Genomic DNA, 15246 nt, shown 5'->3' with positions numbered 1-15246 from the left:
ATAGCCGGGGGGACTATACCACGGGTGCCAATGACACCTTCGCTTGCTGCCGGAGTGATATAGCAAAGCCATATCACCTCTGGAATAAAATTAAAGAGAAGTAGTTTCTCTTCGATGGAGTAACTATACGTCCAGCCACTTATTTTACTTATAAAATTAACGACAGATGCCTATGAGAAAACCGACATTATCTTAAGTGTTTGATAAATAATAACTTGTTTTTGGTGGGGAGGATTTGTACTAGTGAGGTGGTTCTCGCTAGTTGTTGAAAGTAACGTTTTTGACGTAAACGTTTTTAACGAAATTTACGAGTATGTATTTTCGAAAACATTGATTTCACACAATAGAATTGTGGGCATGTATGTGTATCATAGCGTTAATAGCAATCTTTCTCATTATCAGTCACGAATTGGGTACTTATGAAACTCTCACAACTAGAGCAAGGAAAGGCGGCTTCTATTGTTGCACTAACAGGTTTAACACCAGACGTAAGGAAGAAACTTATGGTCATGGGTATGTTGCCAAAAACCGAGGTGACGCTTATCCGCCGTGCACCTATGGGTGATCCGCTTCAAGTTGAAGTGAGAGGTGTTTCTATCGCCATTCGTGAAAGCATTGCAGAACAAATCGAGGTTATCTAAATGGATTATCAAGTTCTTACCGTTGGTAACCCGAATAGTGGTAAAACAACACTGTTCAACGCACTGACTGGTGCTAAGCAGCACGTTGGTAATTGGGTTGGTGTCACTGTTGAAAAGAAGACGGGTTTATACTCGCACGCTGGTGATCAGTTTCAACTAACGGATTTACCGGGTATCTACGCACTAGACAGTGGTAATGATGCGAACAGCATCGATGAGTCTATCGCGTCTCGCGCTGTTTTAACTCACCCAGCAGATGTGATCATCAATGTTGTCGACGCTAGCTGTCTAGAACGAAGCTTATACATGACATTACAACTACGTGAGTTGGGTCGCCCAATGATCGTTGTGTTGAACAAAATGGATGTATTGAAGCGCGAACGTCAGGTGATTAACCTTAAAGCACTAGAGAAAGAGCTAGGTTGCCCAGTTCTAAGCTTGTCTGCAAACGATAAAGGTCAAGTTGTTCGCTTTAAAGAGCGTCTGCATAAACTGCTTGTTCAAGGTGTGAGCCTTGACCCTATCTCTATTGATTACGATGCCGCGTTAGAAGCTCTTATCCCTTCTGTTGAGTCACAATTTGATGATGCTGACGTATCTCACCGAGCGCTCGCGATTCGTGCTTTAGAAAATGATTACTTGGTATTGAATGGACTGGCTCCACAAACTCGCACTCAAATTGATAGCGTGCGTCTTGGTGCCGATTTCGATATTGACCTTGCTGTTGCTGACGCTAAATACACTTTCTTACATGACCTTTGTAAACGTGTTCGTCGCAGCGAAGGCAAACTAAGCCGTAACTTTACAGAGAAAGCAGACCAATTCATTTTGAACAAATGGGTCGGTATTCCTTTCTTCTTCGTCATCATGTACCTAATGTTCATGTTCTCTATCAATATCGGTAGTGCGTTTATCGACTTCTTTGACATTGGTGTTGGGGCAATATTAGTTGATGGTGGACACCACTTATTAGATGGCCATTTACCAGTTTGGTTAGTTACTGTACTTGCTGATGGTATTGGTGGTGGTATTCAAACAGTTGCGACCTTTATTCCTGTTATCGCAGCGCTTTACCTATTCTTAGCGGTACTAGAAAGTTCAGGCTACATGGCTCGTGCTGCATTCGTACTTGATAAAGTGATGCAGAAGATTGGTTTACCGGGTAAAGCATTTGTCCCACTTGTACTGGGCTTTGGTTGTAACGTGCCTTCAATCATGGCAACTCGTACTCTTGACCAAGAGCGCGAACGTAAATTGGCAGCATCAATGGCGCCGTTTATGTCATGTGGTGCTCGTTTACCGGTATACGCACTGTTCGCAGCGGCGTTCTTCCCAGGCGCGGGTCAAAACGTAGTATTCGCTCTGTACATCATGGGTATCGTTGCTTCTGTATTTACGGGGCTTTTCCTGAAAAACACGATCTACCCAGGTAGCAGCGATAGCTTAGTGATGGAAATGCCAGATTACGAATTGCCGACAGTGCAAAACGTAATGTTGAAAACTTGGCAGAAGCTGAAGCGTTTCGTACTTGGTGCAGGTAAAACAATCGTGATGGTTGTGGCTATTCTTAGCTTCCTAAACTCTCTAGGTATGGACGGTAGCTTTGGTAACGAAGATAGCGAAAACTCAGTACTGTCTAGAGCAGCTCAAGTTGTAACACCTGTATTCCAACCAATTGGTATTACTGAAGAGAACTGGCCTGCAACGGTTGGTATCATCACAGGTATTTTCGCTAAAGAAGCCGTTGTTGGTACATTAAATAGCCTATATACAACGCCTTCTGATGAAGAAGCAACTGAGTTTGACTTAGCAGCAAGCCTGCAAGAAGCGGTAATGACGATCCCTGAAAACCTAGCCGGATTGAGCTACTCAGATCCATTAGGTATTGAAGTTGGCGACTTGTCTGACTCTAATTCTGTAGCAGCTGACCAAGAAGTCGATACATCTATCTTTGGTAACTTGAAAGACAAGTTTGTATCTGGTCATGCGGCATTCGCTTACTTGATTCTTATCCTGCTTTACACGCCTTGTGTGGCCGCGATGGGTGCTTATGTTCGTGAATTTGGTCAGACGTTTGCACGCTTCATCGCGGTTTGGACGATGGCTCTTGGTTACTTTGGTGCGACTTTCTACTACCAAGCGGCAAACTTTGCTGTGCATCCTGTGACAAGTGCAGTATGGATGGTGGCGATTGCTGGTGGTTTTGTGGTGACGTATCGCGTCTTCAAGAAAGTGGGTAGTAAGCAGAAAGCGCTAGAGGTGCAAATCGTATGATTTTAACTGAACTTCATCAATACATTGATAGCCAAGGTGTTGCGGCTCGTAAAGAACTCGCTGCAAAGTTTGGCATGAGTGAAGATGGCGTCGATGCGATGCTGAGTGTGTGGTTTAAGAAAGGGAAAGTATCTCGCTTGGTCGACACCAACAAGCATGGTCATACAACACGTGTTCGCTACACCATCAGCAAACAAGATGGCCTGTCGCTGAATGTGATGATGTAGTTTGGTCAATATCTAATAAAAAACCGCAGCCTATGAACTGCGGTTTTTTTGTTTGTGTTTATAGACTTAAGACTCTTTGGTCTCACCTAACCCAAGAACTTTAAGGCCGATACTCAGTAACAGTATGGATACTGGAAGAACCAAAATGTCCCATCCAATGCTGTCGAAATTAACGAGCACAAGCTCCAAAAATTTCACGAAGAGAATGATGATAATCACTTCAGCCAAAATGTTTTTCAGGTGACCAATGTTGGGTGTTTTTATCCAACTCAGTACTTTGCTTTTATTGATTTGCTGGTCACTTTTCGTGGTATTACTTTTATCCGAGATGAATAAAGTGAACACACCGTGAGAAAAGATGAAGAGTACAAAAGCAATCAAGAATGTATCCAGAGACTTAATCAAGTACGAGATCGCGATATCTGTTGTGTCTAAATGCGCGAGCGATTCTGGTGGTACCTGATTGAGCATGAAGATCGCAAAAGCAGAGTAAGTCTTGGTTGCTCCCATAAAGAATAAGAGTAGGGAAGCGAGCATAGAACAGATGATGGCGATCCAGCTGATATGACGAAATAAGTTGAAGGTTTGTTTCATGATGCTCTCTCCCTATGTTGTGTGCAAGAGAGTATTCGTGGGAGTCTATGTTGTGATAATTGGGTGTTTTTGTGAATTATTATTACGCAGTGGTAATAATGGTGATACCTAGCTAGGAGGCATCACCTGTGCCAGAAGGTTAAGCTTTCTTAAAGATAGAGCTTAGTGACAGAACGTTCTGAATACGAGTCAGGATAGCAGCTTGCTCTTCTTCACTGCGTTGTTCACCTTTGGTGTTGCCCCATACTGGACCAGGCCAAGCAATGTCATCTTTGAAACGCGCAATATGGTGAATGTGCAGTTGTGGCACCATGTTACCCAGCGCGCCTAGGTTGAGCTTATCCGGTTGGAACGTTGCTTCTAGTGCTTGGCTTACCGCTTGAGATTCATGTAAGAATTGCTGTTGCTCTTTCATTGGTAGGTGGTGCAGCTCTTTCAGGTTGGCACGTTTTGGTACCAAGATAACCCAAGGCACTGCGTTATCTTTGCTTAGTAGTGCTAGGCTCAGAGGAAACTCGCCGATAAGCGTGGTGTCTTTCGCTAACTGTGGGTGAAGTTCAAAGCTCATTATTGTTATCCATTTCGATTTCTTGAATTCAGTATACGTTAGATAAAACAAAAGGTTGATGCTCTCACATCAACCTTTGTATTTATTCTTTGTAACCCTAAGAGAATTACATACGCTCTAGAGTATCGATACCTAGAAGCGACAGACCTTGCTTGATAGTCTTCGCTGTTAGTGCAGCAAGCTTCAGACGGCTCTGCTTAACAGTTTCGTCTTCAGCAACTAGGATAGGGCATGCTTCGTAGAAGCTAGAGAATTGACCCGCTAGTTCGAACAGGTAGCTACACATGATGTGTGGTTGACCTTCACGAGCAACAGACTGTACCGCTTCTTCGAATTGTAGAAGTTTCGCGATAAGTGCTTTCTCTTTCTCTTCAGTGATTTTAATTTCACCTTCAAGAGAGTCCATAGAAATGCCAGCTTTAGCAAAGATTGAAGCAACACGAGTGTATGCGTATTGCATGTACGGTGCTGTGTTACCTTCGAACGCAAGCATGTTGTCCCAATCGAACACGTAGTCAGTAGTACGGTGCTTAGAAAGGTCTGCGTACTTAACCGCTGCCATAGCAACCGTGTTAGCGATCACTTTCTTCTCGTCTTCTGCTAGTTCTGGGTTCTTAGATTCGATCAGTTGTGCTGCACGAACTTCTGCTTCATCAAGAAGATCAGCAAGGCGAACCGTACCGCCTGCACGAGTCTTGAATGGCTTACCGTCTTTACCTAGCATCATGCCGAATGCGTGGTGTTCAAGAGAAACAGATTCTGGGATGTAACCTGCTTTGCGAACGATAGTCCAAGCTTGCATTAGGTGCTGGTGTTGACGTGAGTCGATGAAGTAAAGAACGCGGTCTGCGCCTAGTTCTTCAAAACGGTATTTTGCACAAGCGATATCAGTGGTTGTGTAAAGGAAGCCGCCGTCACGTTTCTGAATGATAACGCCCATTGGGTCGCCATCTTTGTTTTTGTATTCTTCTAGGAATACAACCTGTGCGCCGTCATCTTCTTTAGCAAGACCTTGCTCTTTTAGGTCAGCAACGATAGTTGGAAGCATGTGGTTGTACATGCTTTCGCCCATTACGTCATCGCGTGTTAGAGACACGTTTAGGCGATCGTAGTTGCGTTGGTTTTGAATCATTGTTACGTCAACAAGCTTCTTCCACATCTCTGCGCAGAACTCGTCGCCGCTTTGCAGTTTAACAACGTAGCCACGTGCTTTAACTGCGAACTCTTCGTCTTCATCGTAAAGCTTTTTAGATTCACGGTAGAAGCCTTCAAGGTCAGCAAGCTCCATTGAAACTTCGCCAGACTCAGCCTGAACGCGCTCAAGGTTTGCGATAAGCATACCAAATTGAGTACCCCAGTCACCGATGTGGTTAGCACGGATAACGTTGTGGCCTAGGAATTCAAGAGTACGAACTACCGCATCACCGATGATCGTTGAACGTAGGTGACCAACGTGCATTTCTTTAGCAACGTTTGGTGCAGAGTAATCCGCAACAATAGTTTGCGTTTCAGCAACTGCAACACCAAGGCGAGAGTCAGCCAATGCTGCGTCTGCTTGTTTTGCTAGGAAAGCTTCATCTAGGAAGATGTTTAGGAAACCCGGACCTGCGATTTCAACTTTAGACGCGATACCGTCTAGGTTTAGAACGTCCAATACTTTTTGAGCAAATTCTCGTGGGTTAGTGCCTAGTCGTTTAGCAACGCCCATAACGCCGTTTGCTTGGTAGTCACCAAACTGTGGTTTTGCAGATTGACGAACAGCAGCAGGAGAGCCTGCAGGTGCGCCAGCGGCTTCTAGAGCCTGAGATACTTTGTCATTAATAAGTGCTTGGATATTCACACGCGTTTCCTTCAATTCAAGGATGATAAGAGTGGCCGTTAATTCTTGGTCATTAAACTGGTTAATTATGCTTCTAGTTAACGATTTAATGCCAAAATCAGCAACAGACTCTGTTTAAGTTCACAGAAATGGCGGTAATCATACCAATTTTGTGGGGTTTCTTATAGGTCGAATTGATAGAAAATTAACATTTCCTGAGTGGTTTTTGACAATCGACTTTTACCAAGACGCGTTTGCATGTTTAAGGATCGGAAAGAACATAGTTATTGAGTATCTTTTGTAAAAGCAACGCTTGTTGCAAAAGGCAAAACTGATAACATGCAGCCATTATTTGGAGAACGCAGACAATGATGATGAGCCTGAAGCAAGCTGAACTAGAACCACAACAAATGATCGCCCGCCTTGATACCTTTATGGCAAAAGTCGAGAACCTAGGAAATACATTAGGTTTGGATTTAAGCTTTGCTCAAGCGGATCATATTGCGCTGCGAGTCAATGACACTGAGTTAGCCAAATCTGCGCATCAAGCATGGTCTGATTACGGCTCTACCATTTCAGAGGCGATGATCAATGGTCGTCCAATTGTGGTGTTGGCTTTCGATGAACCCTTGCAAAGCCTTGGCTGGAAAATTGAATGCTTGGAGTTGCCATATCCAGCAGAAGGTAAGATTTACCCAAGCCAAGATTGGGAACATGTAGAGTTTGTGATTCCGTCTCATGCCCAAACGGCTGATGAGTATCTAGCGGATCTGAAAGGTACTTACCCGCAATTCGCTGCTAACTTTGAAACGCTGGCTGAGCAAGGTATTAAGATCAAACTCTCTAGTCCGAAAGGCGAGGGGGAACGCTTGAATAACCCAACAGTGGCTTTTAAACATCAAGGGATTTGCATCAAGCTGCACCCACACTCACTTAAGCGTATTGTTGAATCTGAACAGGCTTAATTTGAGTAGAGAGTTGCTAGAAAAAGATTCCTGAACTCGCCTAGGCTCGTCGGAATGACGGATAGGAGTGGATGACTCGTCATTCCCGATAGCGACGAAGGAGCGTAGTCGGGAATCTCTCAAAGCGAGTCTGATCATCAGATACAAAAAAACGCGCGATGGGTTAACCCTGTTGCGCGTTTTTTATTGGGTTCTAACTGGAAGTCTTACCGGAAATTGAATATCCGACTTACAGAATCACAGTCTTGTTGCCGTAAACAAACACGTGATCGTTGATCACCTTGTTTAGCGCCTTACTTAATACATTCTTTTCTACGTCACGACCAGCTTGTGCCATGTCTTTCGCGCTGAAGTTGTGATCCACAGGGATAACATCTTGCTTGATGATCGGACCTTCATCCAAATCATTCGTCACAAAGTGTGCCGTTGCGCCAATGATCTTCACGCCGCGCTCATACGCTTGTTGGTATGGCTTCGCGCCAATAAATGCTGGCAAGAAGCTGTGGTGGATATTGATGATCTTGTGGTTGTACCTTTCAACAAATCCCGGAGTCAGTACTCGCATGTACTTAGCCAAAACAAGGTAATCAGCCTCGTATTGGTCAATCACTTCTAGCATCTTCTTCTCATGCTCTTCACGGTTTAGCCCTTCGTGAGAAACATGGTGGTAAGGGATGTCAAAACGCTCGGTTAGGCTTTGTAGAATGTCATAGTTGCCAACCACTGCTGCGATTTCCACGTCTAAACTGCCATCGAAGTTCTTCATTAGAATGTCGCCAAGGCAGTGCGCCTCTTTGGTCACGAGTATCACAACACGCTTGCGAGATGAATCAACAAGTTTACGCTTCGTATTTTGTGGTAGCGCCTGGTCTAAATCGGCAAGCAAGGTTTCGTCATTGAAATACCCTTCAAGCTCGGTGCGCATAAAGAAGTGGCCACTTGTGTTATCTACGAACTCATTGTTGTGAATAATATTGAGTTGGTGCTTATAACAAATGTTGGTGATCTTAGAGATGAGGCCCGGGGCATCAGTACAATGTGTTAGTAAAGTTTTTCTTTCCATTTGCATCTTACTTCCATGAAATATTTTTATTTTTTAAATTAAATGCAGGCCGTCGAACGGTGAACTGAGCCGCAATATCACCGTTATAATTAATCTATTATCAAGTTGGTTTCAACAAATTCTGCTGCTCATTTATCGCATTGATAAATTGTTTGATGTGGAAATATCAGTTTTTAGATAAGAAAACAGGCAGAAGCTTCATTTTTAAAGTTTTGACCGTAGTACGCATTTGAACTTCAACCGAGGCATTTACGCCTTGGCCCAAAATAGAGGTGGTACTTATGGATAAAGAGTTACTAGCAAAAAAACTGTACTGCCAGCGAGTGAATTCATTGGTGGGTGGTACGGAGTTAGATGGTAATGTTCTAGATGAAATGTGGGAAAGCAAGACCTCGCCAACCGATGTGGTGAAGGCCATGCAACCTTGTGATAACCATTTTGAAGGCGCCTCTTGGTTGTCACGTTACCTAAGTCGAAAATAAAAATGACTCTCTAATTCTTACTTCTTCAGTTCTTACCTTTAAGGTAACTCAAGTCACGTCAAACTAAACCAAACACCTCCGGTGCGAAGTCATTCTTGATTCGCGCCGGCTCACTAAACCTGCCATAATTCGTCTTTTATTTTTCTAAACTTCGTACTCTATGATATCTAAAACGTTTTCTGCTGATGGTGCTCTGGGTAAAGCGATCCCAGGGTTTCAGCCACGACAAGCTCAGCTAGACATGGCTGAAGCGGTTTCACAAGCTATTGAGCAACAGAGCCAATTAGTTGTTGAAGCGGGAACGGGTACCGGTAAGACCTTTGCTTACTTAGTGCCAGCGCTGCTTAGTGGCAAGAAAACCATCATTAGTACGGGGTCTAAAAACCTTCAAGAACAGCTGTTTCACCGAGATTTACCATTGATGGTCGATGCGCTTGGCTTTTATGGTCAGGTTGCGTTACTTAAAGGGCGTTCAAACTATTTGTGTTTGGACAGACTCAGCCGTCAAATGATCGAGAGTCATGGTGCTCATACCGATCCAACACTGCTGGCTCAGTTAGTCAAAGTTCGTAGTTGGTCTTCATCCACTCAAACGGGGGATTTAGGCGATTGTGATGATATCGCTGAAGACAGCCCAATCATTCCTACGATTACTTCCACTAACGACAACTGCTTAGGTAAAGAGTGCCCAAGCTACACCGATTGCTTTGTGCTTAAGGCGCGTAAAAAAGCGATGGATTCGGATGTGGTTGTTGTAAACCATCACTTATTCTTAGCGGACTTAGCGATTAAAGAAACCGGGTTCGGTGAGCTAATCCCAGAAGCAGACGTGTTTATCTTCGATGAAGCCCATCAGCTTCCCGATATTGCCAGCCAATACTTTGGTCAGTCCGTGTCGAGCCGACAGATCAATGAGCTCGCTAAAGACATCGAGATCGCCTACCGAACCGAAGCGAAAGACATGCGTCAGTTACAAAAGGTGGGGGACAGGCTCGTTCAGTCAGCTGCCGACCTACGCATTGTGTTGGGCGATACCGGCTTTCGTGGTAACTGGCGTGAAGCACTAAAGTCTGAGTCAATTGCACGAGAACTTGTTCGTCTACAAGATGCGTTGCAACTGGCCGTCGATGTATTGAAGCTAGCATTGGGTCGAAGCCAACTGTTAGACACCGCTTTTGAACGTGCGAACATGATTAAGTCACGCATTGAACGTGTGTGCGATGTGTCGATTACGGGTTACTCCTATTGGTATGACACAACACCAAGGCAATTCGCTTTGCACATCACACCACTGTCGGTTGCGGATAAATTCCATGAGCAAATCGAACTTAAACCGGGCGCTTGGGTATTTACCTCAGCAACCTTGGCGGTGTCAGATGATTTCGATCACTTTACCTCTCGACTTGGCTTAAAGCCATCGGCTCAGTTTTCACTGCCGAGTCCATTTGATTATCCGAATCAGGCACGTTTATGTGTGCCTCGTTATCTTCCAGAACCCAATAGTCCGGGTTTGGCGGATAAGTTAGTTCGAATGCTGACTCCGGTGATTGAGCAAAACCAAGGCCGCTGTTTCTTCTTGTGTACTTCACACAGCATGATGAAAGAGTTGGGTGAGCGATTCCGAGAAACCCTCACTGTACCAGTCCTATTACAAGGTGAGACAAGCAAGCAAAAAACCTTAGCCGAGTTCATGGAATTGGGTAACGCATTGCTGGTGGCTACCGGCGCTTTCTGGGAAGGGATAGATGTTAGGGGCGACGCATTAAGCTGTGTTATCATCGATAAATTGCCCTTTACCGCCCCTGATGACCCTTTACTTAAGGCTCGAATCGAGGACTGTAAGTTAAAAGGGGGTGATCCTTTTGCACAGGTACAGTTGCCAGACGCCGTGATTACCTTGAAACAAGGTGTAGGCCGATTGATACGTGACAAGCGCGATAATGGCGCTTTGATTATTTGCGATAACCGATTGGTGACTCGCGATTACGGTGGCATATTTTTGGCGAGTTTACCGCCTATCCCACGTACCCGTGACTTAGGGGTCATTAAAGAATTCTTAGCTAAAGACCATTCAACCGCTGCTGAGTAATTGGCATTGTTGAGCTTAGCCATTATTTTTAGATTAGATAACAGATATTTGAGACACAAATGAGCGCGAAAATTCTTGCAGTAGATACCGCAACTGAAAACTGTTCAGTTGCATTAGTAATGGGTGACCAGGTGTTCGCACGTAGCGAAGAGGCTCCTCGAGACCATACAAAAAAAATTCTACCTATGGTTGATGAAGTACTGAAAGAAGCGAATGTCGCTTTAACCGATATTGATGCTATCGCGTTTGGCCAAGGCCCAGGCAGTTTCACGGGTGTACGTATTGGTATTGGTATTGCTCAAGGCTTGGCTTTTGGTGCGGATTTACCGATGATCGGTGTCTCTACACTGGCAGCGATGGCGCAAGGTAGCTACCGTAAATTTGGTGAAACTTATGTAGCAACAGCGATTGATGCGCGTATGAGTGAAGTGTACTGGGCTCGTTACAGCCGTGAACAAGACGGTCGTTGGACTGCGGTTGATGCTGAGTGTGTTACACCACCAAGCGAATTGGCTGCGCAGTTAGAAGCAGATTCTGAAACATGGGCGAAAGTTGGTACCGGTTGGGCAGCTTATGCCGAGCATATGGACACATTAGCGATCAACACCAAAGCGTGTGAAGTGCTATTCCCAGAAGCTCAAGATATGGCGTTCCTTGCTCAATTCGCTTATGCAGAAGGCAAAGCGGTTGCAGCAGAAGAGTCTGAGCCAGTTTATCTTCGTGACAAAGTGACTTGGAAGAAACTGCCAGGTCGCGAATAATTTTTACAAGGTTCTGATGCAAATTAGATCTAAATGCGTATTATTTAGATTTGAGAGGGCAGATATTTAGTCATGGTATCAATTAACAACTTACCTCCTTCTTCGATAGGCAGCACGTCTAAGCCTAATCGAATCAAAAAGAAGGAGCAGGCAAAAAAATCTGATGCTAGCACTGCGGTTGGGCAACCAACTAAGGTGGCTAATGCTGTTTCTCACTCTATTCGTCAAGTTAAAGAGTCTGAACTGCACAAGGCTCAAATCCAGTATGATCTTCCAGAAGGCCGAGGACGTAAGGCTATGGAAGAGTATATGGATGTAATGAATCAGGCGAAGAAAGAAGAACTTGCAAAGCTTATCGGTGTCGATATCTACATCTAGAGCTTCTTATTAATGCCTGTTTAAGGACCAGAACCATGTCAAATTATCTCTCTAAATCACGCTTAATAGCCCTTTCTCTTGGTGTCTTGGTACTTGCCGGGTGTTCATCACTTCCTAGCGAGCTTGAAGCAAAATCAGAGCCTGTAATTAGCGATTACCAACAATGGGTCGACCAACTACCGGATGCGCAAAGTGTTCGATTAGGTGGCGTTATCTCTAAAGTGACCAACTTGAAAGACAGGACTCGAATCGAAGTTGCTAATATGCCGATTTCGAGTAGCGGTAAGCCAGATCTAGACGCAGAGCCAAGCGGGCGTTTTGTTGGTTATATTGAAGGGTATGTTGAGCCTCTAAGTTTTGCAGAAGGTCGTCTGATTACACTGGTTGGTCAGTCAAGCGGAAGTGAAGATGGAAAAATAGGGGAATACCCTTACACCTTCCCTGTAATGAAAGTGGACAATCAACGACTGTGGAACATAACTGAGCGCGTGGTTGTTAACGATTTTGCACCAACCTACTACTCGTGCAGAAGTTTACATTGTCGCAGTTTTCAAACGATGCCAAGACAAGGTCGAGTTATACAGGACGTAGAGTAATTAACTTTATTCCACGTTGATTGCGCAAACAGATGGAACTACATGTTTGATGATTGAAAAGTCATACTCCCTCGCGAGCGGGACGCTTGCAACACAACAGATTGGCAACCCACAAACGACCGCAACGACGGTCGTTTTTATTCATGGGTGGTTGGATAATTCGTCCAGCTTTAATCAGGTTATGCAGCAAGTCGCCAAGTTTGCGCCCAATGCTCACCTTGTGGCTATCGATCTCTTCGGACACGGCTTCTCGTCGCACAAATCGGGAAGTTACTACCCATTTCATGATTATATTGATGACTTGCATCAGTTGGTGACTAAATTATCGCCAAACAGACTGGTACTGGTAGGACATTCACTTGGTGCATTGATAGCAAGTTGCTATAGTGCCGCCTTTCCTGAAAAGGTGTCAGGATTAATTCAAATTGAAGGTCACGGACCTCTTTCTGAAGCTCCCCACGAAACAGTCTCTCGCTTGAGGGATGGGGTACTCAGTCGTCTTCGACAGCGAAGAAAGCCTTCACGTCCTTTGGCAAGCCTTGAGGATGCTATTAAGCTGAGAGCTCACGCCAACCAAATTAATGCTGAATTAATCGCTCCTATTGTTGAGCGAGGTATTGTCGAGTTCGAGAACTCTTGGCAATGGCGATGCGACCCTAATCTAAAATGTGACTCGTTATATCGAATGTCACAGGCGCACGCTGAAGCGATCATGGCGGCTATTGAATGCCCTCAATTAATAGTTTTAGGAAATGATGGATTCCGACATTTGCAGCATAATCGCTACAAATCAGCCCATAGTCCTCTAAATATAGAGACTGTTCCTGGCGGACATCATTGCCATTTAGAGAGTCCAGAGTTAGTTTCTGAGCTAATTCTTGGTGTAGTTAACAAAATTTAAACAAGTGTTTGAGCCTTTTAGTGCTCATGCACTAAAGCTGTGCTGTAATACCGCAATGATAAAAAGCGGCGAAACAGTCGTCAGCTGATAAACGAGGAGTAACAAAGTGGATAAACCTTGGCTTTCACGTTATCCAAGTGACGTACCAGAGACGATCAACCCAGATCAGTACCCATCTCTTGTTGAAATGTTTGAACAGTCGGTACAGAAGTACGCAGACCAACCTGCATTCGAGAACATGGGCTCGATTATGACATTCCGTAAGCTAGAAGAGCGCAGCCGTGCTTTTGCCGCTTACCTGCAGAATGACTTGAAACTGAAGAAGGGCGATCGCGTCGCGCTAATGATGCCAAACCTACTGCAATACCCAATTGCACTATTTGGTGTATTGCGTGCAGGTATGATTGCAGTGAACGTCAACCCACTGTACACACCTCGTGAGCTTGAGCATCAACTGAACGATTCTGCTGCAAAGGCGATTGTTATCGTATCTAACTTTGCGAGCACGCTAGAGAAAGTGGTTGATAACACGCCGGTTAAACACGTTGTACTCACCAGCCTAGGGCAAATGCTGCCACGCGCGAAAGGTACAATTGTCGATTTCGTAGTGAAGTACGTAAAAGGCATGGTGCCTAAGTATGACCTGCCGGGTGCTATCTCATTCAGAAAAGCACTGCACAAAGGTCGCCGTCTTCAGTATGTGAAGCCGTTTATGGCGGGTGATGACATTGCATTCCTACAGTACACGGGTGGTACAACGGGTGTAGCTAAGGGCGCAATCCTAACGCACCGCAATATGATTGCGAACGTACTTCAAGCGAAAGGGGCTTACGGTCCTGTTCTGCAAGAAGGCCGCGAGTTGGTTGTAACAGCACTGCCGCTTTACCACGTATTTGCACTGACCGTGAACTGCTTACTGTTTGTTGAGATGGGTGGTCGTAACCTTCTAATTACTAACCCTCGTGACATTCCTGGTTTTATTAAAGAGCTACAAAAGGTTCCGTTTACCGCGATTACTGGCGTAAATACCCTGTTCAATGCGTTGGTAAACAACGAAGATTTCCATGAATTGGATTTCAGTAACATGCGTTTATCTGTTGGCGGCGGCATGGCGGTTCAACGCGCTGTTGCTGAGCAATGGAAGAAAGCAACAGGCGTTCACCTATTGGAAGGCTATGGGTTAACCGAGTGTTCACCACTAGTAACGGGTAACCCATACGATCTAAAAGACTACACAGGTGCAATCGGCCTACCTGTACCATCGACAGAAGTTCGTATTGTTGATGATGAAGGGAAAGTAGTAGGCAATGACCAAGTGGGTGAGTTGCAGGTTCGTGGCCCTCAAGTGATGCAAGGTTACTGGCAGCGCCCTGAAGCGACTAAAGAAGTGATCGATCAAGACGGTTGGCTATCTACAGGTGACATCGTTAAGTTTGATGACGAAGGCTTGTTGTACATCGTAGACCGTAAGAAAGACATGATTCTTGTGTCTGGATTCAACGTTTACCCGAACGAGATTGAAGACGTAGTGGCTCTGCATGGCAAAGTGTTAGAAGTAGCAGCTATCGGCCAGCCTCATGAAGTGTCTGGTGAGTTAGTTAAGATCTACGTGGTTAAGCGTGACCCTAGCCTAACCAAAGAAGACATTATCGCGCACTGTCGTGAGCACCTAACGGGTTACAAGATCCCTAAATTAGTCGAGTTCAGAGATGATCTTCCAAAGACTAACGTAGGTAAGATCTTACGCCGCGTACTGCGTGAAGAAAACGATGCAGAATTGGCTAAACGCGCTAGCGAATAATTAGCCCGTTTACGCGAAAGTACTGCACCATAACCATTGAGGCGCTTAATCTAAGCGAGCGCTGAAAAATGGTGTTAGAATGCCGAC

At 44.9% G+C, this 15246-nt stretch carries 15 protein-coding genes; 11 read left to right on the top strand and 4 right to left on the bottom strand.

Features of this window, described 5'->3' with window-relative positions; translation table 11 throughout:
- Window positions 1-419: 419 nt before the first annotated feature.
- The 3 genes from AC3CH3_RS11045 to AC3CH3_RS11035 are packed head-to-tail and all read left to right on the top strand — an operon-like array spanning window position 420 to window position 3142.
- The gene (locus tag AC3CH3_RS11045) at window positions 420-641 is read left to right on the top strand and encodes a FeoA family protein (RefSeq protein WP_004734203.1); all 222 of its coding nucleotides are present in this window, start codon (window positions 420-422) and stop codon (window positions 639-641) included.
- Window positions 642-2915: a Fe(2+) transporter permease subunit FeoB gene (gene feoB / locus AC3CH3_RS11040; protein WP_488537157.1), complete on the top strand. Its 2274-nt coding sequence runs from the start codon at window positions 642-644 to the stop codon at window positions 2913-2915.
- Window positions 2912-3142 (top strand): FeoC-like transcriptional regulator, encoded by a 231-nt coding sequence (locus AC3CH3_RS11035; protein WP_488537156.1) that lies wholly within the window; start codon window positions 2912-2914, stop codon window positions 3140-3142. Before feoB ends, AC3CH3_RS11035 begins: the two co-directional genes overlap by 4 nt.
- Window positions 3143-3208: 66 nt before the next feature.
- Here AC3CH3_RS11035 and AC3CH3_RS11030 read toward each other — a convergent pair whose 3' ends face one another.
- The 3 genes from AC3CH3_RS11030 to argS all read right to left on the bottom strand — a co-directional run bounded on the left by AC3CH3_RS11030 (window position 3209) and on the right by argS (window position 6144).
- Window positions 3209-3736 carry a YqhA family protein gene (locus tag AC3CH3_RS11030; RefSeq protein ID WP_048660844.1) on the bottom strand — a complete coding sequence of 176 codons (528 nt, stop codon included), beginning with the start codon at window positions 3734-3736 and terminating at the stop codon, window positions 3209-3211.
- Between the two features lie 139 nt (window positions 3737-3875).
- The gene (locus AC3CH3_RS11025) at window positions 3876-4304 is read right to left on the bottom strand and encodes an HIT domain-containing protein (RefSeq protein WP_048664634.1); all 429 of its coding nucleotides are present in this window, start codon (window positions 4302-4304) and stop codon (window positions 3876-3878) included.
- A gap of 106 nt (window positions 4305-4410) precedes the next feature.
- A complete protein-coding gene (gene argS / locus AC3CH3_RS11020) occupies window positions 4411-6144 on the bottom strand; it encodes an arginine--tRNA ligase (RefSeq protein ID WP_048664632.1) in 1734 nt (577 codons plus the stop codon).
- A 347-nt stretch (window positions 6145-6491) separates the two neighbouring features.
- On the opposite strand from argS, the gene AC3CH3_RS11015 reads away from it, so the two are divergent.
- Entirely contained in the window at window positions 6492-7088 is a 597-nt protein-coding gene (locus tag AC3CH3_RS11015) for a VOC family protein (protein ID WP_488537155.1), read from the top strand.
- A 229-nt stretch (window positions 7089-7317) separates the two neighbouring features.
- On the opposite strand, the gene purU is transcribed toward AC3CH3_RS11015, so the two are convergent.
- Complete coding sequence (gene purU, locus AC3CH3_RS11010; RefSeq protein ID WP_048660881.1) at window positions 7318-8151, bottom strand: formyltetrahydrofolate deformylase; 834 nt, start codon at window positions 8149-8151, stop codon at window positions 7318-7320.
- Window positions 8152-8432: 281 nt separating this feature from the next.
- Between purU and AC3CH3_RS11005 the strand changes: the two genes are divergently transcribed.
- From AC3CH3_RS11005 to fadD, 7 genes are all read left to right on the top strand, one after another.
- The gene (locus AC3CH3_RS11005) at window positions 8433-8633 is read left to right on the top strand and encodes a hypothetical protein (RefSeq protein ID WP_488537154.1); all 201 of its coding nucleotides are present in this window, start codon (window positions 8433-8435) and stop codon (window positions 8631-8633) included.
- A gap of 160 nt (window positions 8634-8793) precedes the next feature.
- Entirely contained in the window at window positions 8794-10722 is a 1929-nt protein-coding gene (yoaA, locus tag AC3CH3_RS11000; protein WP_488537153.1) for a DNA repair helicase YoaA, read from the top strand.
- A 59-nt stretch (window positions 10723-10781) separates the two neighbouring features.
- Complete coding sequence (gene tsaB / locus AC3CH3_RS10995) at window positions 10782-11483, top strand: tRNA (adenosine(37)-N6)-threonylcarbamoyltransferase complex dimerization subunit type 1 TsaB (protein WP_488537152.1); 702 nt, start codon at window positions 10782-10784, stop codon at window positions 11481-11483.
- A gap of 72 nt (window positions 11484-11555) precedes the next feature.
- Window positions 11556-11861 (top strand): hypothetical protein, encoded by a 306-nt coding sequence (locus AC3CH3_RS10990; protein WP_017062378.1) that lies wholly within the window; start codon window positions 11556-11558, stop codon window positions 11859-11861.
- 35 nt (window positions 11862-11896) lie between these two features.
- Window positions 11897-12457: a Slp family lipoprotein gene (locus tag AC3CH3_RS10985; RefSeq protein WP_488537151.1), complete on the top strand. Its 561-nt coding sequence runs from the start codon at window positions 11897-11899 to the stop codon at window positions 12455-12457.
- Between the two features lie 49 nt (window positions 12458-12506).
- A complete protein-coding gene (locus AC3CH3_RS10980) occupies window positions 12507-13358 on the top strand; it encodes an alpha/beta fold hydrolase (protein ID WP_019826147.1) in 852 nt (283 codons plus the stop codon).
- A gap of 106 nt (window positions 13359-13464) precedes the next feature.
- A complete protein-coding gene (gene fadD / locus AC3CH3_RS10975) occupies window positions 13465-15159 on the top strand; it encodes a long-chain-fatty-acid--CoA ligase FadD (protein WP_488537150.1) in 1695 nt (564 codons plus the stop codon).
- Window positions 15160-15246 lie beyond the last annotated feature (87 nt).

The organism is Vibrio sp. QJM3NY_35 (genome assembly GCF_057785915.1).
The sequence above is the reverse complement of the archived record's forward strand: the minus strand, read 5'-3'. Positions and strand labels throughout refer to the sequence as shown.

Coding starts and splice junctions, on each gene's coding strand:
- AC3CH3_RS11045 (WP_004734203.1), top strand. CDS start 420: ATGAAACTCTCACAACTAGAGCAAGGAAAGGCGGCTTCTATTGTTGCA.
- feoB (WP_488537157.1), top strand. CDS start 642: ATGGATTATCAAGTTCTTACCGTTGGTAACCCGAATAGTGGTAAAACA.
- AC3CH3_RS11035 (WP_488537156.1), top strand. CDS start 2,912: ATGATTTTAACTGAACTTCATCAATACATTGATAGCCAAGGTGTTGCG.
- AC3CH3_RS11030 (WP_048660844.1), bottom strand. CDS start 3,736: ATGAAACAAACCTTCAACTTATTTCGTCATATCAGCTGGATCGCCATC.
- AC3CH3_RS11025 (WP_048664634.1), bottom strand. CDS start 4,304: ATGAGCTTTGAACTTCACCCACAGTTAGCGAAAGACACCACGCTTATC.
- AC3CH3_RS11015 (WP_488537155.1), top strand. CDS start 6,492: ATGATGATGAGCCTGAAGCAAGCTGAACTAGAACCACAACAAATGATC.
- purU (WP_048660881.1), bottom strand. CDS start 8,151: ATGGAAAGAAAAACTTTACTAACACATTGTACTGATGCCCCGGGCCTC.
- AC3CH3_RS11005 (WP_488537154.1), top strand. CDS start 8,433: ATGGATAAAGAGTTACTAGCAAAAAAACTGTACTGCCAGCGAGTGAAT.
- yoaA (WP_488537153.1), top strand. CDS start 8,794: ATGATATCTAAAACGTTTTCTGCTGATGGTGCTCTGGGTAAAGCGATC.
- tsaB (WP_488537152.1), top strand. CDS start 10,782: ATGAGCGCGAAAATTCTTGCAGTAGATACCGCAACTGAAAACTGTTCA.
- AC3CH3_RS10990 (WP_017062378.1), top strand. CDS start 11,556: ATGGTATCAATTAACAACTTACCTCCTTCTTCGATAGGCAGCACGTCT.
- AC3CH3_RS10985 (WP_488537151.1), top strand. CDS start 11,897: ATGTCAAATTATCTCTCTAAATCACGCTTAATAGCCCTTTCTCTTGGT.
- AC3CH3_RS10980 (WP_019826147.1), top strand. CDS start 12,507: ATGATTGAAAAGTCATACTCCCTCGCGAGCGGGACGCTTGCAACACAA.